Consider the following 24,794-nt stretch of genomic DNA (forward strand, 5'->3'; position numbering starts at 1 on the left):
GACGTGCCGGTGGACGGTACGGGACCGCCGCGGACCATTGTGGACCGCGCCACCGACAACGCGGACCACGACCCGGCACGAGCGCGCCGTCGCCCGGAACTTCGCGGTCGGTCGGCTCGCTTGCCTAGAGTGGCAGCACTCTACGCAGTACCGCGCACGCGACCGGAAGGACAGCTTGCACATGGGTCACACGGCCACACCGGAGTCACACTCCAGCGGCCTGACAGCCACCGAGCACCGCCTGGCGAACGGCCTGCGGGTGGTGCTCTCCGAGGACCACCTCACCCCGGTCGCGTCCGTATGCCTCTGGTACGACGTCGGTTCCCGTCACGAGGTGAAGGGCCGCACCGGTCTCGCCCACCTCTTCGAGCACCTGATGTTCCAGGGCTCGGCCAGTGTGCAGGGCAACGGCCACTTCGAACTGGTCCAGGCCGCCGGGGGCTCGCTGAACGGCACCACCAGCTTCGAGCGCACCAACTACTTCGAGACGATGCCCGCCCACCAGGTCGAACTGGCCCTGTGGCTGGAGGCCGACCGGATGGGCAGCCTGCTGACCGCGCTCGACCTGGAGAGCCTGGACAACCAGCGCGACGTGGTCAAGAACGAGCGCCGCCAGCGGTACGACAACGTGCCCTACGGCACGGCCTTCGAGCGCCTCACCGGCCTCGCCTACCCCGAGGGCCACCCCTACCACCACACCCCCATCGGCTCGATGGCGGATCTGGACGCGGCCTCCCTGGAAGACGCCCGCGCCTTCTTCCGCACCTACTACGCGCCGGGCAACGCGGTGCTGGCCGTGGTCGGCGACATCGACCCGGAGCGGACGCTGGCCTGGATCGACAAGTACTTCGGCACCATCCCCGCGCACGACGGCAAGCCGGAGCCGCGCGACGGCTCGCTGCCGGACGTGATGGGCGGCCAGGTCCGCGAGGTCGTCGAGGAGGACGTGCCCTCCCGGGCGCTGATGGCGGCGTACCGGCTGCCGTCGGACGGCACCCGTGAGGGCGACGCCGCCGACCTGGCGCTGACGGTGCTCGGCGGCGGCGAGTCGTCGCGGCTGCACAACCGGCTGGTACGGCGCGACCGCAGCGCCGTCGCCGCCGGATTCGGCCTGCTGCGGCTGGCCGGCGCGCCCTCGCTGGGCTGGCTGGACGTGAAGGCGTCCAGCGGTGTGGAGCTGGCCGACATCGAGTCCGCGGTGGACGAGGAGCTGGCCCGTTTCGCCGCCGAGGGGCCGACGCCCGAGGAGATGGAGCGCGCCCAGGCGCAGTTGGAGCGCGAGTGGCTGGACCGGCTGGCCACGGTGGGCGGCCGGGCCGACGAGCTGTGCCGCTTCGCGGTGCTGCACGGCGACCCCCAACTGGCGCTGACCGCCGTGGACCGGGTGCTGACCGTCACCGCGGCGGAGGTCCAGGCCGTGGCCGCCGCGCGGCTGCGCCCCGACAACCGCGCCGTGCTCGTCTACGAGCCCACGGGCGGCGATCAGGCGGAGGAAGAAGAACCGGAGGCGGGAGCCGCCGCCGAAGGACCAGAACAGTCAGCGGAGATCGCCCAGGCCGTACAGACCGGGCAGGAGGGCGAGCTGTGAGCGACGACACCGCGGCCGTCATGACGTTCCACCCCCAGCCGCAGGCCGGTGAGCCCAAGCCGTGGGCCTTCCCGGCGCCGGAGCGCTCGACGCTCGGCAACGGGCTGACCCTGCTCACCAGCCACCGGCCGGGACAGCAGGTCGTCGCCGTCGAGGTGCTGCTCGACGCGCCGCTGGACGCCGAGCCCAAGGGCCTGGACGGCGTCGGCACCATCATGGCCAGGGCGCTGTCGGAGGGCACCGACAAGCACACCGCCGAGGAGTTCGCCGCCGAACTCGAGCGCTGCGGCGCCACCCTGGACGCGCACGCCGACCACCCGGGGGTGCGGGTCTCCCTCGAAGTGCCCGCCTCCCGGCTGGACAAGGCGCTCGGCCTGCTCGCCGACGCGCTGCGCGCACCGGCCTTCCCGGAGGACGAGGTCAAGCGGCTGGTGGCCAACCGGCTCGACGAGATCCCGCACGAGCTGGCCAACCCCGGCCGCCGGGCCGCCATGGCGCTGTCCAAGGAGCTGTTCGCGCCCGAACTGCGCTGCTCCCGCCCGCGCCAGGGCACCGAGGACACCGTCCGGATGATCGACGCGGCGGCCGTACGCGCCTTCTACGCCGCCCATGTGCGGCCGTCGACGGCGACCGCCGTGGTGGTCGGCGACCTCACCGGTATCGAGCTGCCCGCACTGCTCCAGGACACCCTGGGCGCGTGGACCGGCTCCACGGCGCAGCCGCGCCCCCGTCCTGCCATCACCGCCGACGACACCGCGCGGGTGGTGATCGTGGACCGGCCGGGCGCGGTGCAGACGCAGGTCCTCATCGGACGGGCCGGCGCCGACCGGCACGACCCGGTGTGGGCGGCCCAGGTACTCGGCACCTACTGCCTCGGCGGCACCCTGACATCCCGTCTGGACCGGGTGCTGCGCGAGGAGAAGGGCTACACCTACGGCGTACGGGCCTTCGGGCAGGTGCTGCTCAGCTCCGCCCCCAGCTCGCCGCAGGGCGCCACAGGGGCCGCGCTGATGGGCATCAGCGGCTCGGTCGCCACCGAGGTGACGGGACCGGCGCTGGCCGACGCCTGGCAGGTCATCCGCACCCTGGCCGACGGCGGGTTGACCGACGAGGAGCGGGACGTCGCCGTGCAGAACCTGGTGGGCGTGGCACCGCTGCGCTACGAGACCGCGGCGGCCGTCGCCGACACCTTCGCCGACCAGGTCGAGCAGCAACTCGCCGACGACTTCCAGGCGAAGCTGTACGCGCGGCTGGTGGAGACCGGCACCGTCGAGGCGACCGCCGCGGTGGTCAACGCCTTCCCGCTCGACCGGCTCGTGGTGGTCCTGGTCGGGGACGCGGCCGCCATCGAGGGACCGGTGCGCGAGGTCGGCATCGGCCCGGTGAAGGTGGTCACCAGCGGCTGATCGCGCACCTGTTGTGACGGAACCCCGGTCGCCGCTGGTGGCACCGGGGTTCCGCCCGTTTTCCGGCACTATGGGCGGGTGTTCGGGGAGTCCGCGGGGGTGTGGCGAAGCCAACAAATCGGCTGATCTGTTTGGTGTATCGGCGAGTACGCGGCTAGCGTCTTCGCTCGTTGCCCGCCAGCAGCGGTCGCCACCAGCGGCCCCGGGCACACATCGCCGAGTCCCCGTCAGGGGAGCCGGGGACCCACGTCCCTGGGGTGAATCGGGATCTTCCGCCCTGTGCGGCGGTCCCGTAGGAGACCTTCCTGCTCCGAACCCGTCAGCTAACCCGGTAGGCGAGAAGGAAGGAAAGGAGCGACGCCTCTCCATGGCGTTCACCGTTCTGCCCGCCTCCCGCGGGAAGCACCGCCGTGCCCACCGCGCCCCGGGCTCCGGCCGCACCCGCGCCACCATGGCCGGCGTCGTCGTCCTCACCGCCACCGGCGCCTTCGGCTCCAGCGCGATGGCCGCCCCCGGGCAGGCCGAGCCCGAGGCAGCCCAGAGCACCTCGCTGGCCCAGGCGCTCGACGTGACCGACTCCCTGGTCCACTCGCTCGCCGTCCAGGCCGACGCGCAGCACAAGGCGGCCGACACCGCGAAGGCCGAGGCCGAGCAGGTCCGGCAGCAGGCCGCCGCCAGGGCCAAGGCCGCGGCGGAGGCGAAGGCAAAGGCCGAAGCCCGCGCCAGGACGCTGCGCGAGCTGCAGAAGCAGCGCGCCGCCCGGGCCGCCGCCCGTGCCGCGCTCGCCTACACCAGGCCGGTCGGCTCGGCGCCGATCGGCACCGAGTACAAGGCGGCCGGGTCCAACTGGGCCAGCGGCTACCACACCGGTGTGGACTTCCTGGTCGACTCCGGCACCTCGGTGCACGCCGTCGCCGCGGGCACCGTGGTCTCCTCGGGCTGGGACGGCAGCTACGGCAACGACGTGATCATCCGGCACGCCGACGGCAAGTACACCGTCTACGGCCACCTCACCGAGGCCCTGGTCTCGGCCGGGCAGACGGTCACCGCCGGCCAGCGGATCGGCATCTCCGGTGCCACCGGCAACGTGACGGGGCCGCACCTGCACTTCGAGGTGCGCACCACCCCTGACTACGGCTCGGACATCGACCCCGTCGCGTACCTGCGCGCACACGGCGTCAACGTCTGACCCCCTCGCGCCACCACGGCGCCCCCTGACCGAAGGCCCCGGCTTCCCCCCAGCCGGGGCCTTCGTGCGTCCGTTTCTCCCCGGACAATCCTGAATTCTGGTGGCTGCTTTCCCATTCTCCGGTGTGCTGGAATGGAGTCGCGCACAATAGGGGAAAAGAATGGGGTCCTGCGATGCGGAATCGGCTGTGAACGGCACGGACGGCTCGGGCCGGCGTATCTCCGCCCAGGTGGTGTGTACGGCCATCAGGGACGACATCGTCGGCGGTTACTTCCCGCCCGGCGGCCGCCTCACCGAGGAACTGCTCGCCCAGCGGTACGGCGTCTCGCGGGTGCCGGTGCGCGAGGCGCTGCGCACACTGGAGTCCGAGGGGTTCGTCCGCACCCGCAGACACGCCGGGGCCTCGGTCGCCGAGCCGACCGAGCAGGAGGCCGCCGATCTGCTGGAACTGCGGGGCCTGCTGGAGCCGCTGGGTGCCGCGCGTGCGGCTCAGCGTCGCAGCGACGCGCATCTGAAGGTGCTGCGCGGGCTCGTACGCCTTGGTCAGGAGCGGGCGGTGCAGGGGCAGTTGTCGGACCTGCCGTCGCTGAGCGGCTGGTTCCACGAGACGCTCGCGCAGGCGTCCGGCAGCCCGACCCTGGCCGCGCTGCTCACCCAGCTCCGCCACAAGATCGCCTGGGTGTACGGGAACGGCGCCGCGGTCCGTGCGGCGGAGTCCTGGGAGGAGCACGCCGCGATCGTGGACGCGGTGGCCCGGGGCGACGCCGAGCGGGCCAGGCGGCTGGCCGCCGTCCATGTGGAGCGGGGGTCCGCGGTGAGGATCCTGAAACACCCCGTCAACGCGGGGCGCCGCCGCAATTAACAAACACACCGTATACAAGGTCGTAGAATTGCGGCGCCCGTAAATGCGATAAAGCGGGACCGGAGCAATCCTGTGGGATTGTCCGGCCCCGCTGAATTCCCGTGCCCGGTGGCGGAGTGAATCCGTCAGACGGTCTCGGGCAGCTCCTCCAGGCCCTCGGCGACGAGCTTCGCCAGCCGGTCGAGCGCGGCGTCGGCGCCGTCGGCGTCGGAGGCGAGCACGATCTCCTCGCCGCCGGTCGCGCCGAGGCTGAGCACGGCCAGCATGGACGCGGCGTTGACGGCGTTGCCGTCGGCCTTGGCGATCGTCACGGGGACGCCGGCGGCGGTCGCCGCGCGGACGAAGATGGACGCGGGGCGGGCGTGCAGGCCCTCAGCCCAGCCGACGTTGACACGGCGCTCAACCATGGTGCTGCCCTTCGGGTCGTTCCAGTTGTCTAGACCAGTTTCGCACGGCCGGAGGGCTGCTCCGGCACACGGACCGGCACCGGCGGATCCGCCGCCACCTCAGCCTGCCCGCTGTGCGTCGCCCCCGCGAGCGGGGCGGGCCCGCGCTTACCCTGGGCCCATGACGGCGCAGCCAGCTCATTCGTACCCGGTGCACTGGGAGGCGGACGTCGTCCTGCGCGACGGCGGCATCGCCCACATCAGACCGATCGGCCCGGACGACGCGGGGCGGCTGGTCGGCTTCTACGAGCAGGTCTCGGACGAGTCGAAGTACTACCGCTTCTTCGCGCCCTACCCGCGGCTGTCCGACCGGGACGTGCACCGCTTCACGCACCACGACTACGACGACCGCGTCGGGCTGGCCGCCACCGTCGGCGGCGACTTCATCGCCACCGTCCGCTACGACCGCACCGACGACAACGGGCGGGCCGTCTCGGGGCGGGGCGGCACCCGCGCCGAGGTCGCCTTCCTGGTGCAGGACGCCCACCAGGGCCGCGGTGTCGCCTCCGCGCTGCTCGAACACATCGCCGCGGTCGCCAGGGAGCGCGGCATCCTGCACTTCACCGCCGAAGTGCTGCCCGCCAACCGCAAGATGGTGAAGGTCTTCACCGACGCGGGCTTCACCCAGCAGCGCAGCTTCACCGACGGCGTGGTCCACCTCGACCTCGACCTGGAGCCCACCGAGGAGTCGGTCCAGGTCATGCGGGCCCGCGAGCACCGCGCCGAGGCCCGCTCGGTGCAGCGGCTGCTGCGGCCCGGCTCGGTCGCCGTGATCGGCACCGGCCGCAGGCCCGGCGGCGTCGGCCGCACCCTGCTGCGCTCCATCGTCGCGGGCGGCTTCACCGGGCAGGTCTACGCGGTCAACCGCTCCTTCCCCGAGGACGGCACCGTCATCGACGGCGTGCCCGGCCACCGCTCGGTCCGCGAGATCGGCGGCGCCGTCGACCTGGCGGTCGTCGCGGTCCCCGCCGAGCAGGTCCCGGAGGCCGTCGACGACTGCGGCGCGGCCGGTGTCCAGGGACTGGTGGTGGTCGCCGCCGGATACTCGGAGAGCGGCCCCGCGGGCCGGGAGCGGCAGCGCGACCTGGTCAGACAGGCCCGCGGCCACGGCATGCGGGTGATCGGCCCCAACTCCTTCGGCGTCCTCAACACCGCCGCGGACATCCGGCTCAACGCCTCGCTGGCGCCCGCGATGCCGCACACCGGGCGGCTCGGCCTGTTCACCCAGTCCGGGTCCATCGGCATCGCCCTGCTGTCCGGGCTGCACGCCCGCGGCGCGGGCCCCTCCACCTTCGTCTCGGCGGGGAACCGCGCCGACGTCTCCGGCAACGACCTGCTGCAGTACTGGCAGGACGACCCCGACACGCACGCGGTGCTGATGTACCTCGAATCGTTCGGCAACCCGCGCAAGTTCACCCGGCTCGCCCGCCGTACCGCCGCCGCCAAACCCGTGGTGGTGGTCAAGGGTGCGCTCCACTCCGGCTCGGTCCCCGCCGGGCACGCCGTGCCCGTCACCCGCATCCCCGACACCACCGTCAGCGCGCTGTTCCGGCAGGCCGGGGTGATCCGCGTCGACACCGTCACCGAACTCCTGGACGCCGGTCTCTACCTGGCGCTCCAGCCGCTGCCGCCGGGGGACCGGCTGGCGGTGCTCGGCAACTCCGAGTCGCTCGGCCTGCTCACCTACGACGCGGCGCTGACCGCGGGGATGCGGCCGTACGCCCCGCTGGACCTCACCACCGCCGCCACTCCTGACGACTTCGCCACCGCGCTGGCCATCGCGCTCGCGGACCCCGGCAGCGACGCCGTCGTCGTCACCGCCATCCCGCGGGTCGGCTCCGAGGACGACCCCGACCAGGAGTCCGGCGACGACCCGGTGCTCGCCGCCGCGCTGCGCCGGGCGGTCGCCGCCGCGGACAGCCACAAACCGGTGGTCGTCGTCCACCTCGCCCTGGACACCATGGCCGACCGGCTCAGCGCGGTCGACGGCGGCGGGGCCCGCGTCCCCGCCTACCCCGCGCCCGACCGGGCGGTACGGGCGCTGGCCGAGGCCGCCGCGTACGCCGCCTGGCGGACCACCGCCGCCGAGCCGGGCCGCGTCCCGCAGTTCGAGGACATCCAGGAGGCCGCGGCGGCCGAGGACGTACGCCGGCTGCTGCCCGAGGGGGAGCAGCAGGGGGAGGAGATCGTCCTCGGCGAGGCGGACACCGCGACCCTGCTGGGCAGGTACGGCATCCGGGTGCGCGGCGCGCTGCCCGCGCCCGACCCGGCGAGCGCGGTGGCCGCCGCCGCCCGGCTCGGCTACCCGGTGGCGCTCAAGACCACCGCGCCCCATCTGCGGCACCGCGCCGACCTCGGCGGCGTCCGGCTCGACCTCGCCGACGAGGGCGACCTGCGGCGGGCCTACGACGAGCTCACCGCCCGGCTCGGCGGCCCGGCGGAGCTGCGCCCGGTGGTGCAGGCGATGGCGCCGCGCGGGGTCGACACGGTGGTACGCGCCGGGGTGGACCCGGCGGTGGGCGCCGTGCTGTCGTTCGGTCTGGCGGGCGCGCCCTCGGAACTGCTCGGGGACACCGCCCACCGGCTGGTCCCCGCCACCGACCGGGACGCGGCCGAGCTGGTGCGCTCCATCAAGGCGGCGCCGCTGCTGTTCGGCTGGCGCGGCGCGGAACCGGTCGACACCGGCGCCCTGGAGGAGTTGCTGCTGCGGGTGTCGCTGCTCACCGCCGACCTGCCCGAGGTGGTCGCGGTGGACCTCGAACCCGTCGTGGTCGCGGCGCGCGGCCTGACCGTGCTCGGCGCGTCCGTCCGGCTGGCCCGGCCGCCCGCCAGGACCGACCTCGGGCCTCGCGCACTGTCGTCGTTCTGAGCGGACACGCCATTAGGATGGGCGGCATGGCGAAGACCGGTACGACGACTCAGGGCCTGCGCACGGCCATCGAGCGCAGCGGCTACTACCCCACACTGGTGGCGGAGGCCGTCGAAGCCGCTGTCGGGCGGGAACCGGTGTCCTCGTACCTCGTCCACCAGGAGACCACGTTCGACGCGAACGAGGTCCGCCGCCATGTCACCGTGCTCGTGCTCACCGGCAGCCGCTTCATCGTCAGCCACACCGACGAGCAGGCCGCCGACGACACCTCGCCGACGCCGTACGCCACCACCTCCACCGAGTCCGTGAAGATCGGCCGGATCTCGTCGGTGGTGGTCAGCCGGGTGGTGGCCAACCCGGAGTCGTACACGCCCGGCACCCTGCCCCGCGAGGTCGTGCTCACCATCGGCTGGGGCGCGGTGTCGCGGCTCGACCTGGAGCCGGCCGCGTGCGGCGACCCGAACTGCGAGGCCGACCACGGCTACACGGGCTCCTCCACCGCCGACGACCTGTCGCTGCGGGTGAGCGAGGCGGGGGACGGCCCCGACACCGTTCGGCAGACGCTGGCCTTCGCCCAGGCGCTCTCCGAGGCGACCGCGGCCAGCGACTGATGGTCCACCCGCTCCATGACGCGGACGACCCCGCGCCACTCGACCCGCGCACCGCGCCCGCCCCCGCGTACGGCACCGGTTCGCTCTGCGACCTGATCCCGGCGGCCACCGCCGCCTTCGCTGTCCCCGGCATGCCCGTGACCGGGCTGGAACTCGCCCCCGCCGACCGGGTGTGCGTCTTCCTCGTCGACGGCCTCGGCTGGGAGCAGCTGCGCGCGCACCCCGGCGAGGCGCCGTATCTGACCTCGCTGCTGGCCGGCTCGCTGGGCGGCACCGGCAGGCCGCTGACCGCAGGCTTCCCCGCCACCACCGCGACCTCGCTCGCGTCGGTCGGCACCGGGCTGCCGCCGGGCGCGCACGGCCTGGCGGGCTACACCGCGCTCAACCCGGACACCGGCGAGCTGATGAACCAGCTCCGCTGGCAGCCGTGGACCGAGCCGCGGGTCTGGCAGCCGCACCCCACCGTCTTCTCGCTGGCCGACGCGGCCGGGATCGCCACCTGCCAGGTCTCCTCGCCGACCTTCCAGCAGACCCCGCTGACCAAGGTCGCGCTGTCCGGCGGCACCTTCCACGGCAGGCTCGGCGGCGAGGACCGGGTGGACCTGGCCGCGGACCGGCTGGCCGCCGCCGACCGCGCGCTGGTCTACACGTACTACAGCGAGCTGGACGCCATGGGCCACCGGCACGGCGTCGACTCCGACGCCTGGCGCGGCCAGCTGATGATGGTCGACCGGCTGGTGCAGCGGCTCGCCGAGCAGCTCCCGCCGCGCAGCGTCCTGTACGTCACCGCCGACCACGGCATGATCGACATCCCCTTCGACGAGGAGTCGCGGATCGACTTCGACGACGACTGGGAGCTGGGCGCCGGGGTCGCGGTGCTCGGCGGCGAGGGCCGGGCCCGCCATGTCTACGCGGTGCCGGGCGCCGCCGCCGACGTGTACGCGGTGTGGCGCGAGGTGCTCGGCGACCGGATGTGGGTGGCGAGCCGGGACGAGGCGATCGCGGCGGGGTGGTTCGGCCCGCACGTGGACGCGCGGGTGCTCGGCCGGATCGGGGACGTGGTGGCCGCCGCCCGCGACGACATGGCGATCGTGGCCAGCCGTACGGAGCCGGGGGAGTCGAAGATGACCGGTCTGCACGGCTCGATGACCCCCGTCGAACAGCTCGTACCGCTGCTCGAAGTACGCTCCTGAGATCCCTCCTGCCGGTTCCACCGAAAGGCGTCGCTCCGCCATGCCCGAGCTTGTGTTCTTCTGCGGCACGATGGACTGCGGGAAAAGCACCCTCGCCCTCCAGATCGAGCACAACCGCTCGGCCCGCGGACTGCAGGGCATGATCTTCACCCGCGACGACCGGGCCGGTGAGGGCGTACTCTCCTCCCGGCTCGGGCTGTCCACCAAGGCCACCGAGACCACGGACGCCTTCGACTGCTACGCGCACCTGGTCGGCCATCTCTCGGCGGGCGGCCGGGCGGACTACGTCCTGGTGGACGAGGCGCAGTTCTTCACCCCCGCGCAGGTCGACCAACTCGCCCGGATCGTGGACGACCTGGACCTGGACGTCTTCGCCTTCGGTATCACCACCGACTTCCGCAGCAAGCTCTTCCCCGGCTCGCAGCGGCTGGTCGAGATGGCCGACCGAATAGAGGTGCTGCAGGTCGAGGCGCTGTGCTGGTGCGGCGCCCGCGCCACCCACAACGCGCGCACCGTAGGCGGCTCGATGGTCGTCGAGGGCGCCCAGGTCGTCGTCGGCGACGTCAACCGGCCCGGCACCGAGGTCGGTTACGAGGTGCTGTGCCGCCGCCACCACACCCGGCGGATGACCGCCGCGAGCGCGCGGGCCGCCACCCTCTCGCCCGACGTCCTCCCGATGGCGCCTTCGTCCTGAGGCCCGTCCTGACGTCCGTTCTCACGTCCGCCTGACGTCCTGATTTCCGTCGGCATCGGCCAATATCCAGCGCCCGGATCCGGATCGCGTTCTTGACGTTGCGTCAAACATGGCCACACACTGCGCAATTGACAACGCGAGCCCCGGAGTTTCTTCGGACTTGCACGGAAGTCACTCCTGGGGCCCCTGCTCGACGACGACGGAGGCAGGATGGACGAGCACAAGCAACGGCGCGCGGGACTGGCCGCGGTCTGCGCCCTGGTGTGCGTGACAGGACTGGCCGCGGGCTACAGCCCGCCGGCGGCGGCGGACGCGCCCCGGGCGGCGGCGGCCACCAGCCCGATCTACCTCGACACGCACCACTCCTTCCAGGAGCGGGCCGCCGACCTGGTGTCGCGGATGACGCTCCAGGAGAAGGTCCAGCAGCTCAGCACCAACAGCGGACCGGCCATCCCCCGGCTCGGCGTGCAGCAGTACACCTACTGGAGCGAGGGCCAGCACGGCGTCAACACCCTCGGCGCGGACGCCCGCAACGGCGGCGCGAGCGGCGGGGTGCACGCCACCAGCTTCCCCACCAACTTCGCCTCGTCCATGTCCTGGGACCCCGATCTGATCTACCAGGAGAGCACCGCGATCTCCGACGAGGTGCGCGGCTTCGTCGACAAGTCGCTGTGGGACACCGGCCAGAACAACCTCGGCCCGTCCGCCGACGACTACGGCTCGCTGACCTTCTGGGCGCCCACCGTCAACCTCGACCGCGACCCGCGGTGGGGCAGGACCGACGAGGCGTTCGGCGAGGACCCGTACTTCACCGGCCGGATGGCGGGCCAGTTCGTCGACGGGTACGAGGGCAACAACCCGGACGGCACCTCGCAGACCGGCTACCTCAAGGTCGCCGCCACCGCCAAGCACTACGCGCTCAACAACGTCGAGGACGACCGCACCGGCATCAGCTCCGACGTCGACGACACCTCCTTACGGGACTACTACACCGCGCAGTTCCGCACGCTGATCGAGGACGCGCACGTCGCCGGGCTGATGACCTCGTACAACGCCATCAACGGCACCCCGTCGGTGTCCGACACCTACACCACCGACGAACTCGCCCGGCGCACCTACGGGTTCAACGGCTACATCACCTCGGACTGCGGCGCCGTCGGCACCAACTGGCGGCAGTTCCCCGGCGGTCACGACTGGGCGCCGCCCGGCTGGACCACCGACCACAAGGCTGACCCCACGTGGACCGAGACCGCGACCGGGAAGACGCTGTCCGGACAGGCCGGCGGCCAGGCGTACGCGCTGCGGGCGGGCACCGACCTGAACTGCACCGGTGACGAGGCGACCACCGCCAACATCACGGCCGCCATCGCCGCGGGCGCGCTCAGCGAGGGCGTCATCGACACCGCTCTGGTGAAGGTCTTCACCGTCCGGATGGAGACCGGCGAGTTCGACCCGGCGGGCTCGGTGCCGTACACCGCCATCACCAAGGACCAGATCGAGAGCCCGGCGCACCAGGCGCTGGCGACCACCGTCGCCGACAACTCGCTGGTACTGCTGAAGAACCGCGCGCCCGCCGCCGCGAAGACACCGCTGCTGCCCGCGTCCCTCGCCACGTCCAGGAAGGTGGTCGTCCTCGGCGACCTCGCGGGCACCACCTCCCTCGGCCTCTACTCGGGCGACCCCAGCCACCGGACCAGCCCGCTGCAGGGCATCAAGAACGCCGTGTACGCCGCGAACCCCACGGCGTCGGTGGTCTACGACGCCGCCCGGTCCTCCGCCACGGCGACCACACCCGCGGTGCTCTCCGACGCGACCAAGGCGGCGGTGAAGGCCGCCGACCTGGTCGTGGTCTGTGTCGGCACCACCCAGGCCAACGCTGACGAGGGCAAGGACCGTACGAACCTGGCCATGCCCGGCAACTACCAGTCGCTGATCGACCAGACCGCGGCCCTGGGCAACGACAGGCTCGCGCTCGTCGTCCAGTCCGACGGCCCCGTCACCCTCGACAGCGAGCAGTCCGCCGCCTCCCCGGTCTCCTCGATCCTCTTCAGCGGCTACAACGGCCAGGCCCAGGGCACCGCGCTCGCCGACGTGCTCTTCGGCGCCCAGAACCCCTCGGGGCACCTGAACTTCACCTGGTACAAGGACGACTCCCAGCTCCCCGACAAGCAGAACTACGGCCTGACACCCGCGCGGACCGGCGGACTCGGCCGTACCTACCGGTACTTCACCGGCACGCCGACCTACCCCTTCGGATACGGCCTCAGCTACAGCACGTTCGCCTTCTCCGGCGTCACCGCGAACCACGACCGGATCTCCGCGGACGGCACCGTCAAGATCGGCGTCGACGTGACGAACACCGGCGCGACGGCGGGCGCCACGGTGGCGCAGCTCTACGCGGCGACCCAGTTCACCGTCCCCGGCGTCGAACTGCCCGCCGAGCGGCTGGTGGGCTTCGCCAAGACCAAGGTCCTCAAGCCCGGCAGGAGCCAGCACCTGACGCTCACCGTGCGGGCCGCGGACCTCTCCTCCTGGGACGCCGCGCACTCCCGGCAGACGGTGTACGACGGCGCCTACAGCTTCCGGATCGGCCCGGACTCCGCGCATGTCGCGGGCGAGGCGGCGGTGCGGATCAGCGGCGCCCTGACACCGAAGGTGCGCTATGTGACCGTGCAGCCGGAGAACGTCGTCTACAACGCGGGCGACACCTTCAGCCTGACGGGGAGGAACCGGTGGATCAAGGACGACACCGACCCGGCGAAGGAGCACCGCGACCGCTCGATCACCGCGGACGGCGTGGTGGAGGCGGTCGCCGCCGACCAGTCGTTCGTCGACCTGAAGACCGCGAAGGTCAGCTACGCCAGCAGTGACCCGGCGGTCGCCACGGTCGACGCCGACGGACTGGTCCACGCTGTCGCCGACGGCGCCGCCACCATCTCGGCGACCGTCGGCGGCGTGACCGGCTCCACCGCGATCGTGGTCCGCGGCTCCCTCACCCTCAAGGCGCTGCCCATCGCCGAGGCGGGCTCCACACTCACCGCGACCACCACCTACACCAACGGCGGCGCCGCGCCCGTCGGCCCGGTGACGGTCGCCCTGGCCGCGCCCTCCGGCTGGACGGCCACCGCCACCACCCCCGCGACCTTCGACCAGGTCGGCGCGGGCGCGTCCGTGACCACCACCTGGCAGGTCACGGTCCCCGAGGGCACCGCACCCGACGCCTTCGCGCTGTCCGTCACCGTCAGCACACCCGGCGGCGACCACGGCGCCCAGGCACCGGTCAGCGTGCCGTACCCGTCGCTGTCCGCGGCCTACGGCAACTCCGGCGTCAGCGACGACGCCCACACCGGCACCGGCAGCATCGACGCCGAGGGAGCCAGCTTCTCCCTGCAGGCGCTGGCGGCCGAGGGCTGGACCCCGGGCCACTCCACCGACCACGACGGGGTGTCCTTCCCCTGGCCCGCCACCGCGGGCACCGGGCAGCCCGACAACGCGGTCGCGGGCGGCCAGGCCGTCGAGCTCACCGGCACCGGCGCCAAGTTGGGCTTCGTGGGGACCAGCGCCTTCGGCGCCTCCTCGGGCACCGGCACCATCGTCTACACCGACGGGAGCACCCAGACCTACGCGCTGGCGCTCGCCGACTGGTGGTCGGGATCAGCCGCGCAGGGCAGCGACATCGCCGCCACCACCCCGTACCTCAACAACGGCGGCGGGCAGCAGCACCAGACCGTGCACATGTACGCGGCCACCGTGGACCTGCTGCCCGGCAAGAGCGTGCGGGCGATCACGCTGCCGGACGTGAGCCGGACCCAGGTCGACCACCAGGTGGGCATGCACCTGTTCTCCGTCGCGATCGGCGGCTGACGGGGGGCGCCCTTCGGCGCCGCCGCCGGGGCGCGGAACTTCCGTGTCCCCGGCGGCGGGACCGCCGGGCAGGGAGCTTGACGCCGTCAACACCGACAGGGCAGCGTGCGGTTGCCGACGCAGCGACACACCCGGGGGGTAGTGATCGACACACCAGTCAATCTCCGCGAGGTCGGGAGGCTGCGGGTCCTGGAGGCGCTGCACACCGCCGCGCGCAGCAGCAGGCCCGAACTCGTCCGCGTCACCGGCCTGTCCAGGGCCACCGTGTCCTCGCTGATCGCCGACCTGATCGCGGTCGGCCTGGTCACCGAGGACGAGGGCCCAGAGGAGCCCGAGCCGCGCCGCACCGGGCGCCCCGCGCAGTCCCTCTCCCTGGTGCCCGGCGCCGGGTACGCGGTCGGCGCGGACATCGGCCACCAGCACGTACGGGTGATCCTGTGCGACCTGTTCGGCGCGGTGCTCTGGGAGCACTGGGTCGCCAAGGACGTCGACCGGGCGCCCGAGGAGACCCTCGACCTGGTGGCCGTGCTGGTCGGCAGGGCGCTGCGGGAGACCGGCGTCGTGCGCGAGCGGGTGCTCGGCATCGGCGCGGGGATCGCCTCGCCGGTCGAGAAGGGCAGCGGCGCGCTGGGCGCCGAGGGGATCATGCCCGGCTGGGTGGGCCTGCGGCTCACCGACGAACTGCGCCGCCGCACCTCGCTGCCCGCCCGGGTCACCAACGACGCCAACGCCGGGGCGCTCGCCGAGCGGATGTACGGCGCCGGGCGGCGGGCCGCCGACATGGTCTACGTACGGCTGTCCGCCGGGATCGGCGCGGGCATCGTCAGCCGCGGCAGGCTGCTGCTCGGCGCCCGCGGGCTCGCGGGCGAGATCGGCCATCTGCCGCTGGTCGCCGACGGCCTCATCTGCCGCTGCGGCAACCGCGGTTGCCTGGAGACCGTGGCGAGCCCGGTGGCCATCGCCCGGCTGCTGTCGGACAGTTGGGGCGAGCGGGTCACCGCCCGCGATCTGCCCGCGCTGGTCCGGCGGCGCGACCCGGGCGCGCTGCGGGCCGTTCGGGACGCCGGGGACGCGGTGGGCCGCGCCCTGTCGACCCTGGTCACCCTGCTCAACCCGGCGCTGATCGTGGTCGGCGGCGACCTGGCCGTGGCGGGCGACGACATCCTGGAGCCGATCAGGGCCGGGGTCCGGCGCCACACGCTGCCGTCCGCCGCGGCGGGCGTCGAGATCGTCACCGGCGGCCTGGGCGACGGCGCGGAGGTCCGCGGCGCCGCGGGCCTGGTCCTCGCGGACGCACCGCAGTTGCTCTTCTCCGCCACCCAGGGCGGAGAGGCGGCGGAACCGGCGTAGGCCCCCCGCTCGGCGGCGGCCGGCCGTCAGGTGCCGGCGGTCACCACGGAGAAGGCGGCGCCCTCCGGGTCGGCGACGGTGGCGAGGCGGCCGTGGACCGTGTCGTGCGGCGGATCGAGGAGGCGGCCGCCGAGTTCGGTGACCCGGCGGGCCGCCTCGTCCGCGTCGGCGACCCCGAAGTACGACATCCAGTGCGCGCCGCGGTCGCGCGGCAGGCGCTGGCCGACACCGTGCACCCCCGCCACCGGACGGCCGTCGACCTGCAGCAGGATGCGGTCGGCCAGCGTGTCGGCCTCGTCGCCGTCGGTCCGCTCGCCCGGCGCGCCGCCGGAGCCGAAGCCGAAGACGGCCTGGTAGAACTTGCCGACCAGCGACGAGTCCCGGGTGACCAGTTCGCTCCAGACCAGGGTGCCCGGCCCGCCGGTGGCCTCGGTGCCGCTGAGGAGTTGGCCCTGCCAGATGCCGAAGACCGCGCCGGACGGGTCCACGGCGATGGCGAGCCGCCCCTCGTCGTTGGCGTTGAGCGGCCCGATGCCGACGGTGCCGCCGCACTCGCGCACCAACTCGGCGGTCAGGTCGACGTCGTCGGCGGCGAGCAGGGTGGTCCACGAGACCGGCCGGTGCGGCTCCTGCGGCCCCTCGCCGATGCCCGCGATCCGTCTGCCGTCCAACTCGGCGAGCACATAGGTGCCCAGCTGCTGCGGGCCGGGGACGAACTCCCAGCCGAAGAGCGCGCCGTAGAAATCCTGTGCCAGGTCGGCCTGGTGGGCCATCAGGCTGACCCAGCAGGGTGTGCCGGGCGGGCGCCGAGTAGGTACGTCGGTCATGGACACGTCTCCTCGGGGGCAGCCGGTGGTCATGGGCCGGCCGGCGTGCCCCGGGGGTAGGGGGAGGGGCACGAGAGATCGTTGCACCACCGGCACCGGCGCGCGGCCTGACCGGGCCGCATTCATCACCCTGGTGCAGCGCGGCGACCGAATTGACATATGAAGTCCGTTTCCTGGTCACCGTCATGCGGGGTCCCCGCGCACCGCGTCCAGGAGCGGGCGCCCACAATATGCGTATGGAACCCCTCATCTCGGTGACCGAACTCGCGGACGCGCTCGACGCACCCGGCGCGCAGGACGCGATCACCCTCCTCGACGTCCGCTGGCAGCACGGCGGGGCGCCCGGCCGACCGCTCTACGCCCAGGGGCACATCCCCGGCGCGCGGTACGTCGACCTCGACGCCGAACTCGCGGCGCCGCCCGGGCCCGCGGGGCGCCATCCGCTGCCGGACCTGGCCGACTTCGGCGCCGCGATGCGGCGGGCCGGGGTCAGCGGGGACCGCGACGTCGTGGTCTACGACGACTGGCAGACATGGGGCGCCGCCCGCGCCTGGTGGCTGCTGAGCTGGGCCGGGCACTCCCGGGTGCGCGTCCTGGACGGCGGCCTGGGTGCCTGGAACGCGGCCGGGCGCCCGCTGAGCACCGAGGAACCGGCGGCGGGCGGCGGCGACTTCGTGCCGCGGCCGGGCGCGCTGCCGCTGCTGGACGCGGACGGGGCGGCGGCGCTGGCCCGCCGCGGTCTGCTGTTCGACGCGCGGGCCGGGGAGCGCTACCGGGGCGAGGTCGAGCCGATCGACCGGGTCGGCGGCCACATCCCCGGCGCGGTCAGCGCGCCCACCATGGACAACTACCGCCCCGACGGCCGCTTCCTGGACCCCGCGGCCCTCGCCGACCGCTTCGCCGCGCTCGGCGCCAAGGACGGCACCGAGGTCGGCGTCTACTGCGGCTCCGGAGTCTCCGCCGCCCACGAGGCCCTCGCCCTGGCCGCCGCGGGCATCCCCGCCGCCCTCTACGTCGGCTCCTGGAGCGAATGGACCGCCGACCCCACCCGCCCCATCGCCACCGGCCCCACCCCGGGCTGACCCTGTCCACCCGTCAACCGCCGGGGCGGCTGCGGCCGTCCGGCGGTTGACGACGAGACAGGCGGCGGAGCCGGGCGCGGCCCGGACGCGCAGGGCGCGGACGAAGACCGCCGGTCGGGCGGCGGCACCGAAGGGTTCCGCCGCGGGCGGGGTGCAGAACCGATTCGCCGCAGGCGCGGCAAGCCGTGCGTGCGGCGAATCGGTGGCCGTCGGCGGTGGCGACCGGCGGCCGACCACCGGCGGTGCCCCGTACCCCGCCGGGCGGCTACTCCTTCTTGCGGCGGCTGCCGAAGACGATCTCGTCCCAGCTGGGCACCGTCGCGCGGCGGCCGGGGCGGACGCCGTCGGCCTCGGCCTGGCGGTCGGTGGTGCCGACCAGCCGGTCGCGGTGGCCGGCGACCGCCCGCGGCATGAGCACGTCGGCGTAGGCGGCACCGGCGCCCGCACTGGCGGCGGGAGCCGCTTCCTCCTCCGTCTCCTCGGGAGCCTCGACCGCGGGCGCGGCGTCCGGCGGCACCGGCGGGGGAGCCGGTACGACCATGTCACCGCGGAAGCTCGGCACCGCTTCGAGCAGGCTCGTCAGCGAGTCCCGCTCCTCCGCCACCGGCTGCTCCTCGGCGCGGGCCTCCCGGTCGGGACGCTCCGGCCGTTCGAGCTGCCGGTCGAGCGCGCGGTCCAGCGGACGGTCCCGCGGCAGCCGGGCGATCCGGGGAACGAACGGAAAGCTCGCTTCCTTGGCCTCGGCCTGCGAGGACGTCTCGCCGATCAGCGACCTGGCCTCGTCGTCGACCGCCTGCACCAGGCGGCGCGGCGGGTCGTAGGTCCAGCTCGCCGAGTGCGGCTCACCGGCGACCCGGTAGACCAGCAGCACCTCCCAGGTGCCGTCGTCGCGGCGCCAGGAGTCCCACAGCACGGTGTCCTTCTCCGCGCCGCGCAGCAGCAGCCGCTCGGACACGGCCTCACCCAGCTGGGGACCGGTGCTCTCGCCCTGCCGCCGTACCGGGGTCTTCCGCGCCCGCTCCGCCATGAAGGCGCGCTCGGCGAGTACCGGCCCCTCGAAGCGGCGCACCCGCTCGACCGGGATCCCCGCCATCGACGCGACCTCTTCCGCGGACGCTCCGGCGCGTATGCGCGCCTGGATGTCGCGGGGCCGCAGATGGCTCTCGACCTCGATCTCGATCTGGCCCAGCCGGGCCCGGTCGTTGCGGACGGCTGCCCGCAGCCGCTCGTCGATCGGGAGGGTGTATTCGGTGCTGTCGGCAGCTTTGAGCACCAGGCGTGTGCCGTCGTTGCTGACGGCCACGACCCGCAGTTCGGGCACGATTACCTCCCGGGTGGTGCCTGCCGACGTCACGTGCGTCGCTGCTCCCGTTGGACGAGTGTGGCCTGCCCGGGTGCAGCGTGCCACAACCTTACGGAGTTACCCGGCGTGTCGGGCCTACGTGGTGACACGCCGTTATGGGACGGTGGTCAGTTGGCCACTCTCCGTGACCAATCCGGCGTCCCGGGACGAGTGCCGTCGGACTCCCCTCCCGCATGATCCGGACCACCGGACGGGCGACCGGGAGCCAGGATTCGCAACGGTACTCCATTTGGTCCAGCCGGGTGTGCTGCCGCGCCGTCGAATCTGGCCCGTGGGGCGGGAGTTGAGTGGGACGGCTCACACTTTCGTGGCGCGCGCCGGGGGCAAACAGGGACGTACGGTTATGAACCCAGCACCCGTCGCAGGTAGTCGTTGGCGAACAGCCGTTCCGGGTCCAACCGGTCGCGCAGCGCGGTGAACTCGCCGAACCGCGGGTAGGCCGCGCTGAGGTACTCGGCGTCGCGGGTGTGCATCTTGCCCCAGTGCGGACGCCCGCCACGGGCCGTCATGATCTTCTCGACGGCCGTGAAGTACTCCTGGTAGCGGCTGCCCCGGTACATGTGCACCGCGATGTACGCGCTGTCCCGCCCGGACGCCGTCGACAGCGTGATGTCGTCGGTGGGCGCCACCCGTACCTCCACGGGGAAGCTCACCCGCAGGTCCGAGGCGTCCACCATCGCCTTGACCTCGGTCAGCGCGTCCACCGCCGCCTCGCGCGGCACCGCGTACTCCATCTCCACGAAGCGCACCCGGCGCGGGGAGGTGAACACCTTGTACGGGATGTCGGTGTACGTACGGGCCGACAGGGCGCGGCTGGAGAGCTTGGCGATGCCGGGGATGACCGCGGGGGCGACCCGGCCGACCGCGCAGGCGGCCTGGAAGACGCCGTTGGACAGGAGTTCGTCGTCGATCCAGCCGCGCAGCGCCGGGACCGGGGCCGCCGGGCCCGCACTGCGGTTGTTCCGCTTGGTGTTGCAGCCGTCGGTGTGCGGGAACCAGTAGAACTCGAAGTGCTCGTTCTCCGCGACGAGCTCGTCGAACTCGGCCATCACCCGCTCGAAGCGCATGGGTTCCTCGCGGGCGGTCAGCAGGAAAACCGGCTCCACGGCGAAGGTGACCGCGCTGACCACGCCCAGCGCCCCGAGCCCGATCCGGGCGGCGGCGAAGACCTCGGCGTTCTCCGTCGCGGAGCAGGTCAGCACCGAGCCGTCGGCGGTGACCAGTTCGAGCGCGGTGATCTGGGCGGCGATGGAGCCCGACGCGCGGCCGGTGCCGTGGGTGCCGGTGCTGATGGCGCCCGCCACCGTCTGCTCCATGATGTCGCCCATGTTCGTCAGCGACAGGCCCTCGGCGGCCAGCGCCGCGTTCAGCTCCTTGAGCTGCACCCCGGCCTCGACGGTGACGGTGCCCGCGGCGCGGTCCAGCGCGCGGATGGCGGTGAGGCCCTCGGGGCGGATCAGCACACCCTCGGCGGCGGCGATCGCGGTGAAGGAGTGCCCGGAGCCGACCGCCTTGACGGTGAGGCCGTCCTCGGCCGCCTGCCGCAGCACCTCGGCCAGTTCCCCGGCGGAGGCGGGCGCCACGCTGCGCCGCGGCCGGGCGGAGACGTTGCCCGCCCAGTTACGCCACGCCTTCGCGGCTGGCCTGCCCGTCGTGACGGTCGTCGTGCTCCCGGTCGATATGCCCGACTGCGGCTCGCTCATCGCTGTGCGACCCCTCCCGCTCCGGCGCCGGCCGCAGCCGGCGGTACCCGAGGAACGCCACCGCCGCGGCGAGGACCGCCGCGGAGGCCGGTACCGCGAACGCCGTGGAGGCGCCGTGCGCGTCGATCACCCGACCCGCGGCGGCGGCTCCGGCGGCGACCCCGACCGCCATCCCCGTGGAGGTCCACGTGATGCCCTCGGTCAGTTTCGCCCGCGGTACCAGCTGCTCGATCAGGCCCATCGCGGTCACCATCGTCGGAGCGATGGTCAGGCCGGACACGAACAGCGCCACTGCCAGGAACACCAAGTTTCCCACCAGTAGTGGCGGGATCATACTCACGGCCATCAGCGCGATGCCCAGCAGGAACCTCCCCGTGGCCGAGCGGCGGGGGGTCACCAGCCCGAAAACCAGCCCCGCCAGGCACGAGCCCAGGGCGTAGGTCGCCAGCACCACGCTGGCCAGCGCCTTGTGGCCGCGCTCGTCGGCGAAGGCGACGGTGATCACGTCGACCGCGCCGAACAGCGCGCCGGTCCCGACGAAGACGCCCGCCAGCACCAGCAGACCCGGCTCACGCAGCACCGAGCGGTCCGAGAGGTGGTCGCGCGGGTGCGGCGCCGGCTCGGTGGCGCGCTGGGCGGTCAGCCAGAACACGCCGACGCCGAGGAAGGCGGCCGCCAGCAGCGGACCGGCCTCGGCGAACCAGACGGTGCACAGCCCGATGGACAGGATCGGGCCGAGGATGAAGACGATCTCGTCCACCACGGACTCGAACGAGTAGGCGGTGTGCAGCAGTTCGGCCGAGCCGCGGTGGATCGCCGACCACCGGGCCCGCACCATGGCGCCCATGCTCGGCGTGCAGCCCGCGGCCACCACGCAGGCGAAGTACACCCAGTCCGGCGCCCCCGCCTCGACCCCGGCCAGCAGCGCGGCCACCGAGCACACCGTCACCGCGCTGGCCGGCCGCAGCACCCGCCGCTGCCCGTAGCGGTCCACCAGCCGGGAGATCTGCGGTCCGATGGCCGCCCCCGACAGCGCCAGCGTCGCGGCGAGCGCGCCCGCGAGGCCGTAGCGGCCGGTGACCTGGGAGATCATCGTCACGATGCCGATGCCCAGCATGGACAGCGGCATCCGGCCGATGAGTCCGGCGGCGGAGAAGCTCTTGGTGCCTGGGGCGACGAATATCGCGCGGTACGGGCTGGTCACTGCGGCTCCCCGGCGCTGTCGCCGCTGCTCGAAGATCGGTAAGGGATGTAGGTGGTCCATACAGCTTACGAGAGCGGCGCAACCCCTTTTCCGGGAGCCGGACCGAGGGCCGCGGACCACCGGATGGCAGGATCGGGAACATGCCAGACCAGCCAGACGAGCCAGACCACCTCGAACAGCGGGCCGAGCCGGCCCCGCCGGACGCGTCCGGCCACCCGGCGCCCGACGCGGGACCGTACGACGCCCTGCTGCTGCTCTCCTTCGGCGGCCCGGAGGGGCCGGACGACGTGGTGCCCTTCCTGGAGAACGTCACTCGCGGCCGTGGCATCCCGCGCGAGCGGCTGAAGGAGGTCGGGCAGCACTACTTCCTCTTCGGCGGCGTCAGCCCGATCAACGGCCAGAACCGCGAGCTGCTGGACGCGCTCCGCAAGGACTTCGCCGGGCACGGCCTCGACCTGCCGGTCCACTGGGGCAACCGCAACTGGGCGCCGTATCTGACCGACGCGCTGCGGGAGATCTCCGACGCGGGCCACCGCCGGGTCCTGGTGCTGGCCACCAGCGCCTACGCCTCGTACTCCGGCTGCCGCCAGTACCGCGAGAATCTGGCCGCCTCCCTCGCCGTCCTCGCCGACGAGGGACGCCCGGTGCCGCGGGTGGACAAGCTGCGGCACTACTTCAACCACCCCGGTTTCGTAGGCCCGATGGTCGACGCGACGCTCGCGGCACTGGACGAGCTGCCGCAGGACGTGCGCGACGGCGCCCGGCTCGCCTTCACCACGCACTCGATCCCGACGGCCGCCGCCGACACCTCGGGGCCGGTGCCGGGCCACGGCGGCGGGGGAGCGTACGTGGCGCAGCACCTGGACACCGCCCGGGTGATCGCCGACGCGGTACGCGAGGCCACCGGTGTGGACCGGCCCTGGGACCTGGTCTACCAGTCGCGCAGCGGCGCCCCGCAGATCCCGTGGCTGGAGCCCGACATCTGCGACCACCTCGACGCGGTGCACGCCGCGGGCGCGCCCGCGGTGGTCATGGTGCCCATCGGCTTCGTCTCCGACCACATGGAGGTCCGCTACGACCTCGACACCGAGGCCGCGGCCAGGGCCGCCGAGCTTGGCCTGCCGGTCAGCCGCGCCGCGACCGTCGGCGCCGACCCGCGGTTCGCCGCGGCCGTGCGCGACCTGGTGCTGGAGCGGGCCGCCACCGAGCGTGGCCGCCGCCCCGAGCGCTGCGCCCTGGGCGCCCTCGGCCCCAGCCACGACGTCTGCCCGGCGGGCTGCTGTCCCGCCAGGACCCCGCTGCCCGCCGCCGCAGGAACCGACTGAGGAGCCATCGCGTGAGCACCACCGAGTCCCCGGACTCCCCCGAGAGCCGGCCCGGCCGTGACACCCCCGAGGAGCTGGCCGGGCTGCTGGAGATCGCCCTGGAGGCCGCCCGCAGGGCCGGAGCGCTGCTGCGCGACGGCCGCCCCGCCGACCTGGGCGTCGCCGCCACCAAGACCAGCCCGATCGACGTCGTCACCGAGATGGACATCGCCGCCGAGAAGCTGATCACCACCTACATCGGCCAGCTCCGCCCGGCCGACGGCTTCCTCGGCGAGGAGGGCGCGAGCAGCGAGGGCACCAGTGGGGTGCGCTGGGTGATCGACCCGCTCGACGGCACCGTGAACTACCTCTACGGCCTGCCGTCCTGGGCGGTCAGCATCGCCGCCGAGCGGGACGGCGAGGTGATCGTCGGCGTCGTGGAGGCGCCGATGCGCGGCGAGACGTACCAGGCGGTACGCGGCGGCGGCGCGTTCGTGAACGGCGCTCCCGCCCGCTGCCGCCCGGCCCCCGCCTTCTCGCACGCCCTGGTCGGCACCGGCTTCGGCTACCTCGCCGAGCGGCGGGCCGCCCAGGCCGAGGTGGTGCGCGCCCTGGTGCCCCAGGTCCGCGACATCCGGCGCGGCGGCTCCGCGGCCATCGACCTGGCCGACGTCGGCTGCGGCCGGCTGGACGCCTACTTCGAGCGCGGGCTGAACCCGTGGGACCTCGCGGCGGGGGCGCTCTTCGCCCGTGAGGCGGGCGCGCTGACCGGTGGGCGCCCCGGAGAGCCCGCTTCGGGCGAGCTGACCGTCGCGGGCCCCAGCGGCCTCTTCGAGCCCCTCCAGGAGCTGCTGGAGGGCCTCGGCGCCTGGCACGACTGACCGGCCCGGGCCTGCCACCGTGCGGGCCCTCCCGCCGGCCGCCTCCGGCCCTTCCGGACATGCGAACGCCCCGGCACCCACATGGGTGACCGGGGCGTGCGGCTTGGGGGCCGGCCGGACCGGAGTCAGGCGACCTTGGGCCGTACGTCCACGCCGTGTTCCGACGCGAGACGGCGCAGATCCTCGAGTTCGGCCTGTTCGACCTCGGCCAGGAAATCGTCGCCCGTCTCACGGGCCCGCCGCAGATCGGACTCGGTGGTGTGTATGCGCTGCAGGATTCCGGTGGTGAACGCGTCCATGTGGCGCCCCCTCGTCGTCGTCGTTGACACGGGGTGTGTCAAGCCCGGTACCACGCGTG

The 24,794-nt window shown here is 73.5% G+C and carries 19 protein-coding genes and 1 riboswitch; of the genes, 13 read left to right on the forward strand and 6 right to left on the reverse strand.

All coding sequences use genetic code 11. From position 1 onward, the window contains the following. Positions 1-181 precede the first annotated feature (181 nt). The 4 genes from AB0M29_RS22275 to AB0M29_RS22290 all read left to right on the forward strand — a co-directional run bounded on the left by AB0M29_RS22275 (position 182) and on the right by AB0M29_RS22290 (position 5,045). On the forward strand, positions 182-1,588 hold the full coding sequence (locus AB0M29_RS22275; RefSeq protein ID WP_365385054.1) for a pitrilysin family protein: 1,407 nt from the start codon (positions 182-184) through the stop codon (positions 1,586-1,588). A gap of 20 nt (positions 1,589-1,608) precedes the next feature. After that, positions 1,609-2,994, forward strand: coding sequence for a pitrilysin family protein (locus AB0M29_RS22280; protein ID WP_365385113.1), 1,386 nt, complete (start codon positions 1,609-1,611; stop codon positions 2,992-2,994). 204 nt (positions 2,995-3,198) lie between these two features. Then, positions 3,199-3,347: riboswitch (cyclic di-AMP (ydaO/yuaA leader) on the forward strand. Between the two features lie 14 nt (positions 3,348-3,361). After that, the gene (locus AB0M29_RS22285; RefSeq protein ID WP_365385056.1) at positions 3,362-4,183 is read left to right on the forward strand and encodes a M23 family metallopeptidase; all 822 of its coding nucleotides are present in this window, start codon (positions 3,362-3,364) and stop codon (positions 4,181-4,183) included. 160 nt (positions 4,184-4,343) lie between these two features. Continuing rightward, complete coding sequence (locus AB0M29_RS22290) at positions 4,344-5,045, forward strand: GntR family transcriptional regulator (RefSeq protein ID WP_365385057.1); 702 nt, start codon at positions 4,344-4,346, stop codon at positions 5,043-5,045. Positions 5,046-5,170: 125 nt separating this feature from the next. Here AB0M29_RS22290 and AB0M29_RS22295 read toward each other — a convergent pair whose 3' ends face one another. Then, positions 5,171-5,452, reverse strand: coding sequence for an HPr family phosphocarrier protein (locus AB0M29_RS22295; protein WP_365385059.1), 282 nt, complete (start codon positions 5,450-5,452; stop codon positions 5,171-5,173). A gap of 160 nt (positions 5,453-5,612) precedes the next feature. On the opposite strand from AB0M29_RS22295, the gene AB0M29_RS22300 reads away from it, so the two are divergent. The 6 genes from AB0M29_RS22300 to AB0M29_RS22325 all read left to right on the forward strand — a co-directional run bounded on the left by AB0M29_RS22300 (position 5,613) and on the right by AB0M29_RS22325 (position 16,072). After that, positions 5,613-8,360 carry a GNAT family N-acetyltransferase gene (locus AB0M29_RS22300; RefSeq protein ID WP_365385061.1) on the forward strand — a complete coding sequence of 916 codons (2,748 nt, stop codon included), beginning with the start codon at positions 5,613-5,615 and terminating at the stop codon, positions 8,358-8,360. A 17-nt stretch (positions 8,361-8,377) separates the two neighbouring features. Further along, positions 8,378-8,971, forward strand: coding sequence for a DUF5998 family protein (locus AB0M29_RS22305; RefSeq protein WP_365385062.1), 594 nt, complete (start codon positions 8,378-8,380; stop codon positions 8,969-8,971). Then, the gene (locus AB0M29_RS22310) at positions 8,971-10,164 is read left to right on the forward strand and encodes a nucleotide pyrophosphatase/phosphodiesterase family protein (RefSeq protein WP_365385064.1); all 1,194 of its coding nucleotides are present in this window, start codon (positions 8,971-8,973) and stop codon (positions 10,162-10,164) included. The genes AB0M29_RS22305 and AB0M29_RS22310 overlap by 1 nt, the downstream gene beginning before the upstream one ends. 40 nt (positions 10,165-10,204) lie before the next feature. Further along, positions 10,205-10,858, forward strand: coding sequence for a thymidine kinase (locus AB0M29_RS22315; protein ID WP_365385066.1), 654 nt, complete (start codon positions 10,205-10,207; stop codon positions 10,856-10,858). A 210-nt stretch (positions 10,859-11,068) separates the two neighbouring features. Then, entirely contained in the window at positions 11,069-14,722 is a 3,654-nt protein-coding gene (locus tag AB0M29_RS22320) for a glycoside hydrolase family 3 C-terminal domain-containing protein (protein ID WP_365385068.1), read from the forward strand. Between the two features lie 141 nt (positions 14,723-14,863). Then, positions 14,864-16,072, forward strand: coding sequence for an ROK family transcriptional regulator (locus AB0M29_RS22325; protein ID WP_365385070.1), 1,209 nt, complete (start codon positions 14,864-14,866; stop codon positions 16,070-16,072). Positions 16,073-16,098: 26 nt separating this feature from the next. Here AB0M29_RS22325 and AB0M29_RS22330 read toward each other — a convergent pair whose 3' ends face one another. Beyond that, positions 16,099-16,899, reverse strand: a complete 801-nt coding sequence (locus tag AB0M29_RS22330; protein ID WP_365385072.1) for a VOC family protein — start codon at positions 16,897-16,899, stop codon at positions 16,099-16,101. 236 nt (positions 16,900-17,135) lie between these two features. Here AB0M29_RS22330 and AB0M29_RS22335 point away from each other — a divergent pair, with 236 nt between their 5' ends. Then, complete coding sequence (locus AB0M29_RS22335) at positions 17,136-17,981, forward strand: sulfurtransferase (RefSeq protein ID WP_365385073.1); 846 nt, start codon at positions 17,136-17,138, stop codon at positions 17,979-17,981. A 265-nt stretch (positions 17,982-18,246) separates the two neighbouring features. Here AB0M29_RS22335 and sepH read toward each other — a convergent pair whose 3' ends face one another. From sepH to AB0M29_RS22350, 3 genes are all read right to left on the reverse strand, one after another. Next, entirely contained in the window at positions 18,247-19,335 is a 1,089-nt protein-coding gene (gene sepH / locus AB0M29_RS22340; protein WP_365385074.1) for a septation protein SepH, read from the reverse strand. A 350-nt stretch (positions 19,336-19,685) separates the two neighbouring features. After that, a complete protein-coding gene (locus AB0M29_RS22345) occupies positions 19,686-21,047 on the reverse strand; it encodes a D-arabinono-1,4-lactone oxidase (protein ID WP_365385075.1) in 1,362 nt (453 codons plus the stop codon). Beyond that, positions 20,965-22,251 (reverse strand): MFS transporter, encoded by a 1,287-nt coding sequence (locus AB0M29_RS22350; RefSeq protein ID WP_365385076.1) that lies wholly within the window; start codon positions 22,249-22,251, stop codon positions 20,965-20,967. The genes AB0M29_RS22345 and AB0M29_RS22350 overlap by 83 nt, the downstream gene beginning before the upstream one ends. Before the next feature lie 140 nt (positions 22,252-22,391). Here AB0M29_RS22350 and AB0M29_RS22355 point away from each other — a divergent pair, with 140 nt between their 5' ends. Both AB0M29_RS22355 and AB0M29_RS22360 read left to right on the forward strand, forming a co-directional pair. Beyond that, a complete protein-coding gene (locus AB0M29_RS22355; RefSeq protein ID WP_365385078.1) occupies positions 22,392-23,576 on the forward strand; it encodes a ferrochelatase in 1,185 nt (394 codons plus the stop codon). A gap of 74 nt (positions 23,577-23,650) precedes the next feature. After that, on the forward strand, positions 23,651-24,436 hold the full coding sequence (locus tag AB0M29_RS22360; RefSeq protein WP_365385114.1) for an inositol monophosphatase family protein: 786 nt from the start codon (positions 23,651-23,653) through the stop codon (positions 24,434-24,436). A gap of 125 nt (positions 24,437-24,561) precedes the next feature. On the opposite strand, the gene AB0M29_RS22365 is transcribed toward AB0M29_RS22360, so the two are convergent. Next, positions 24,562-24,735 carry a hypothetical protein gene (locus tag AB0M29_RS22365; RefSeq protein WP_365385080.1) on the reverse strand — a complete coding sequence of 58 codons (174 nt, stop codon included), beginning with the start codon at positions 24,733-24,735 and terminating at the stop codon, positions 24,562-24,564. Positions 24,736-24,794: the final 59 nt, after the last annotated feature.

The organism is Streptomyces sp. NPDC051976 (assembly GCF_040680795.1).
Lineage (GTDB): Bacteria > Actinomycetota > Actinomycetes > Streptomycetales > Streptomycetaceae > Actinacidiphila.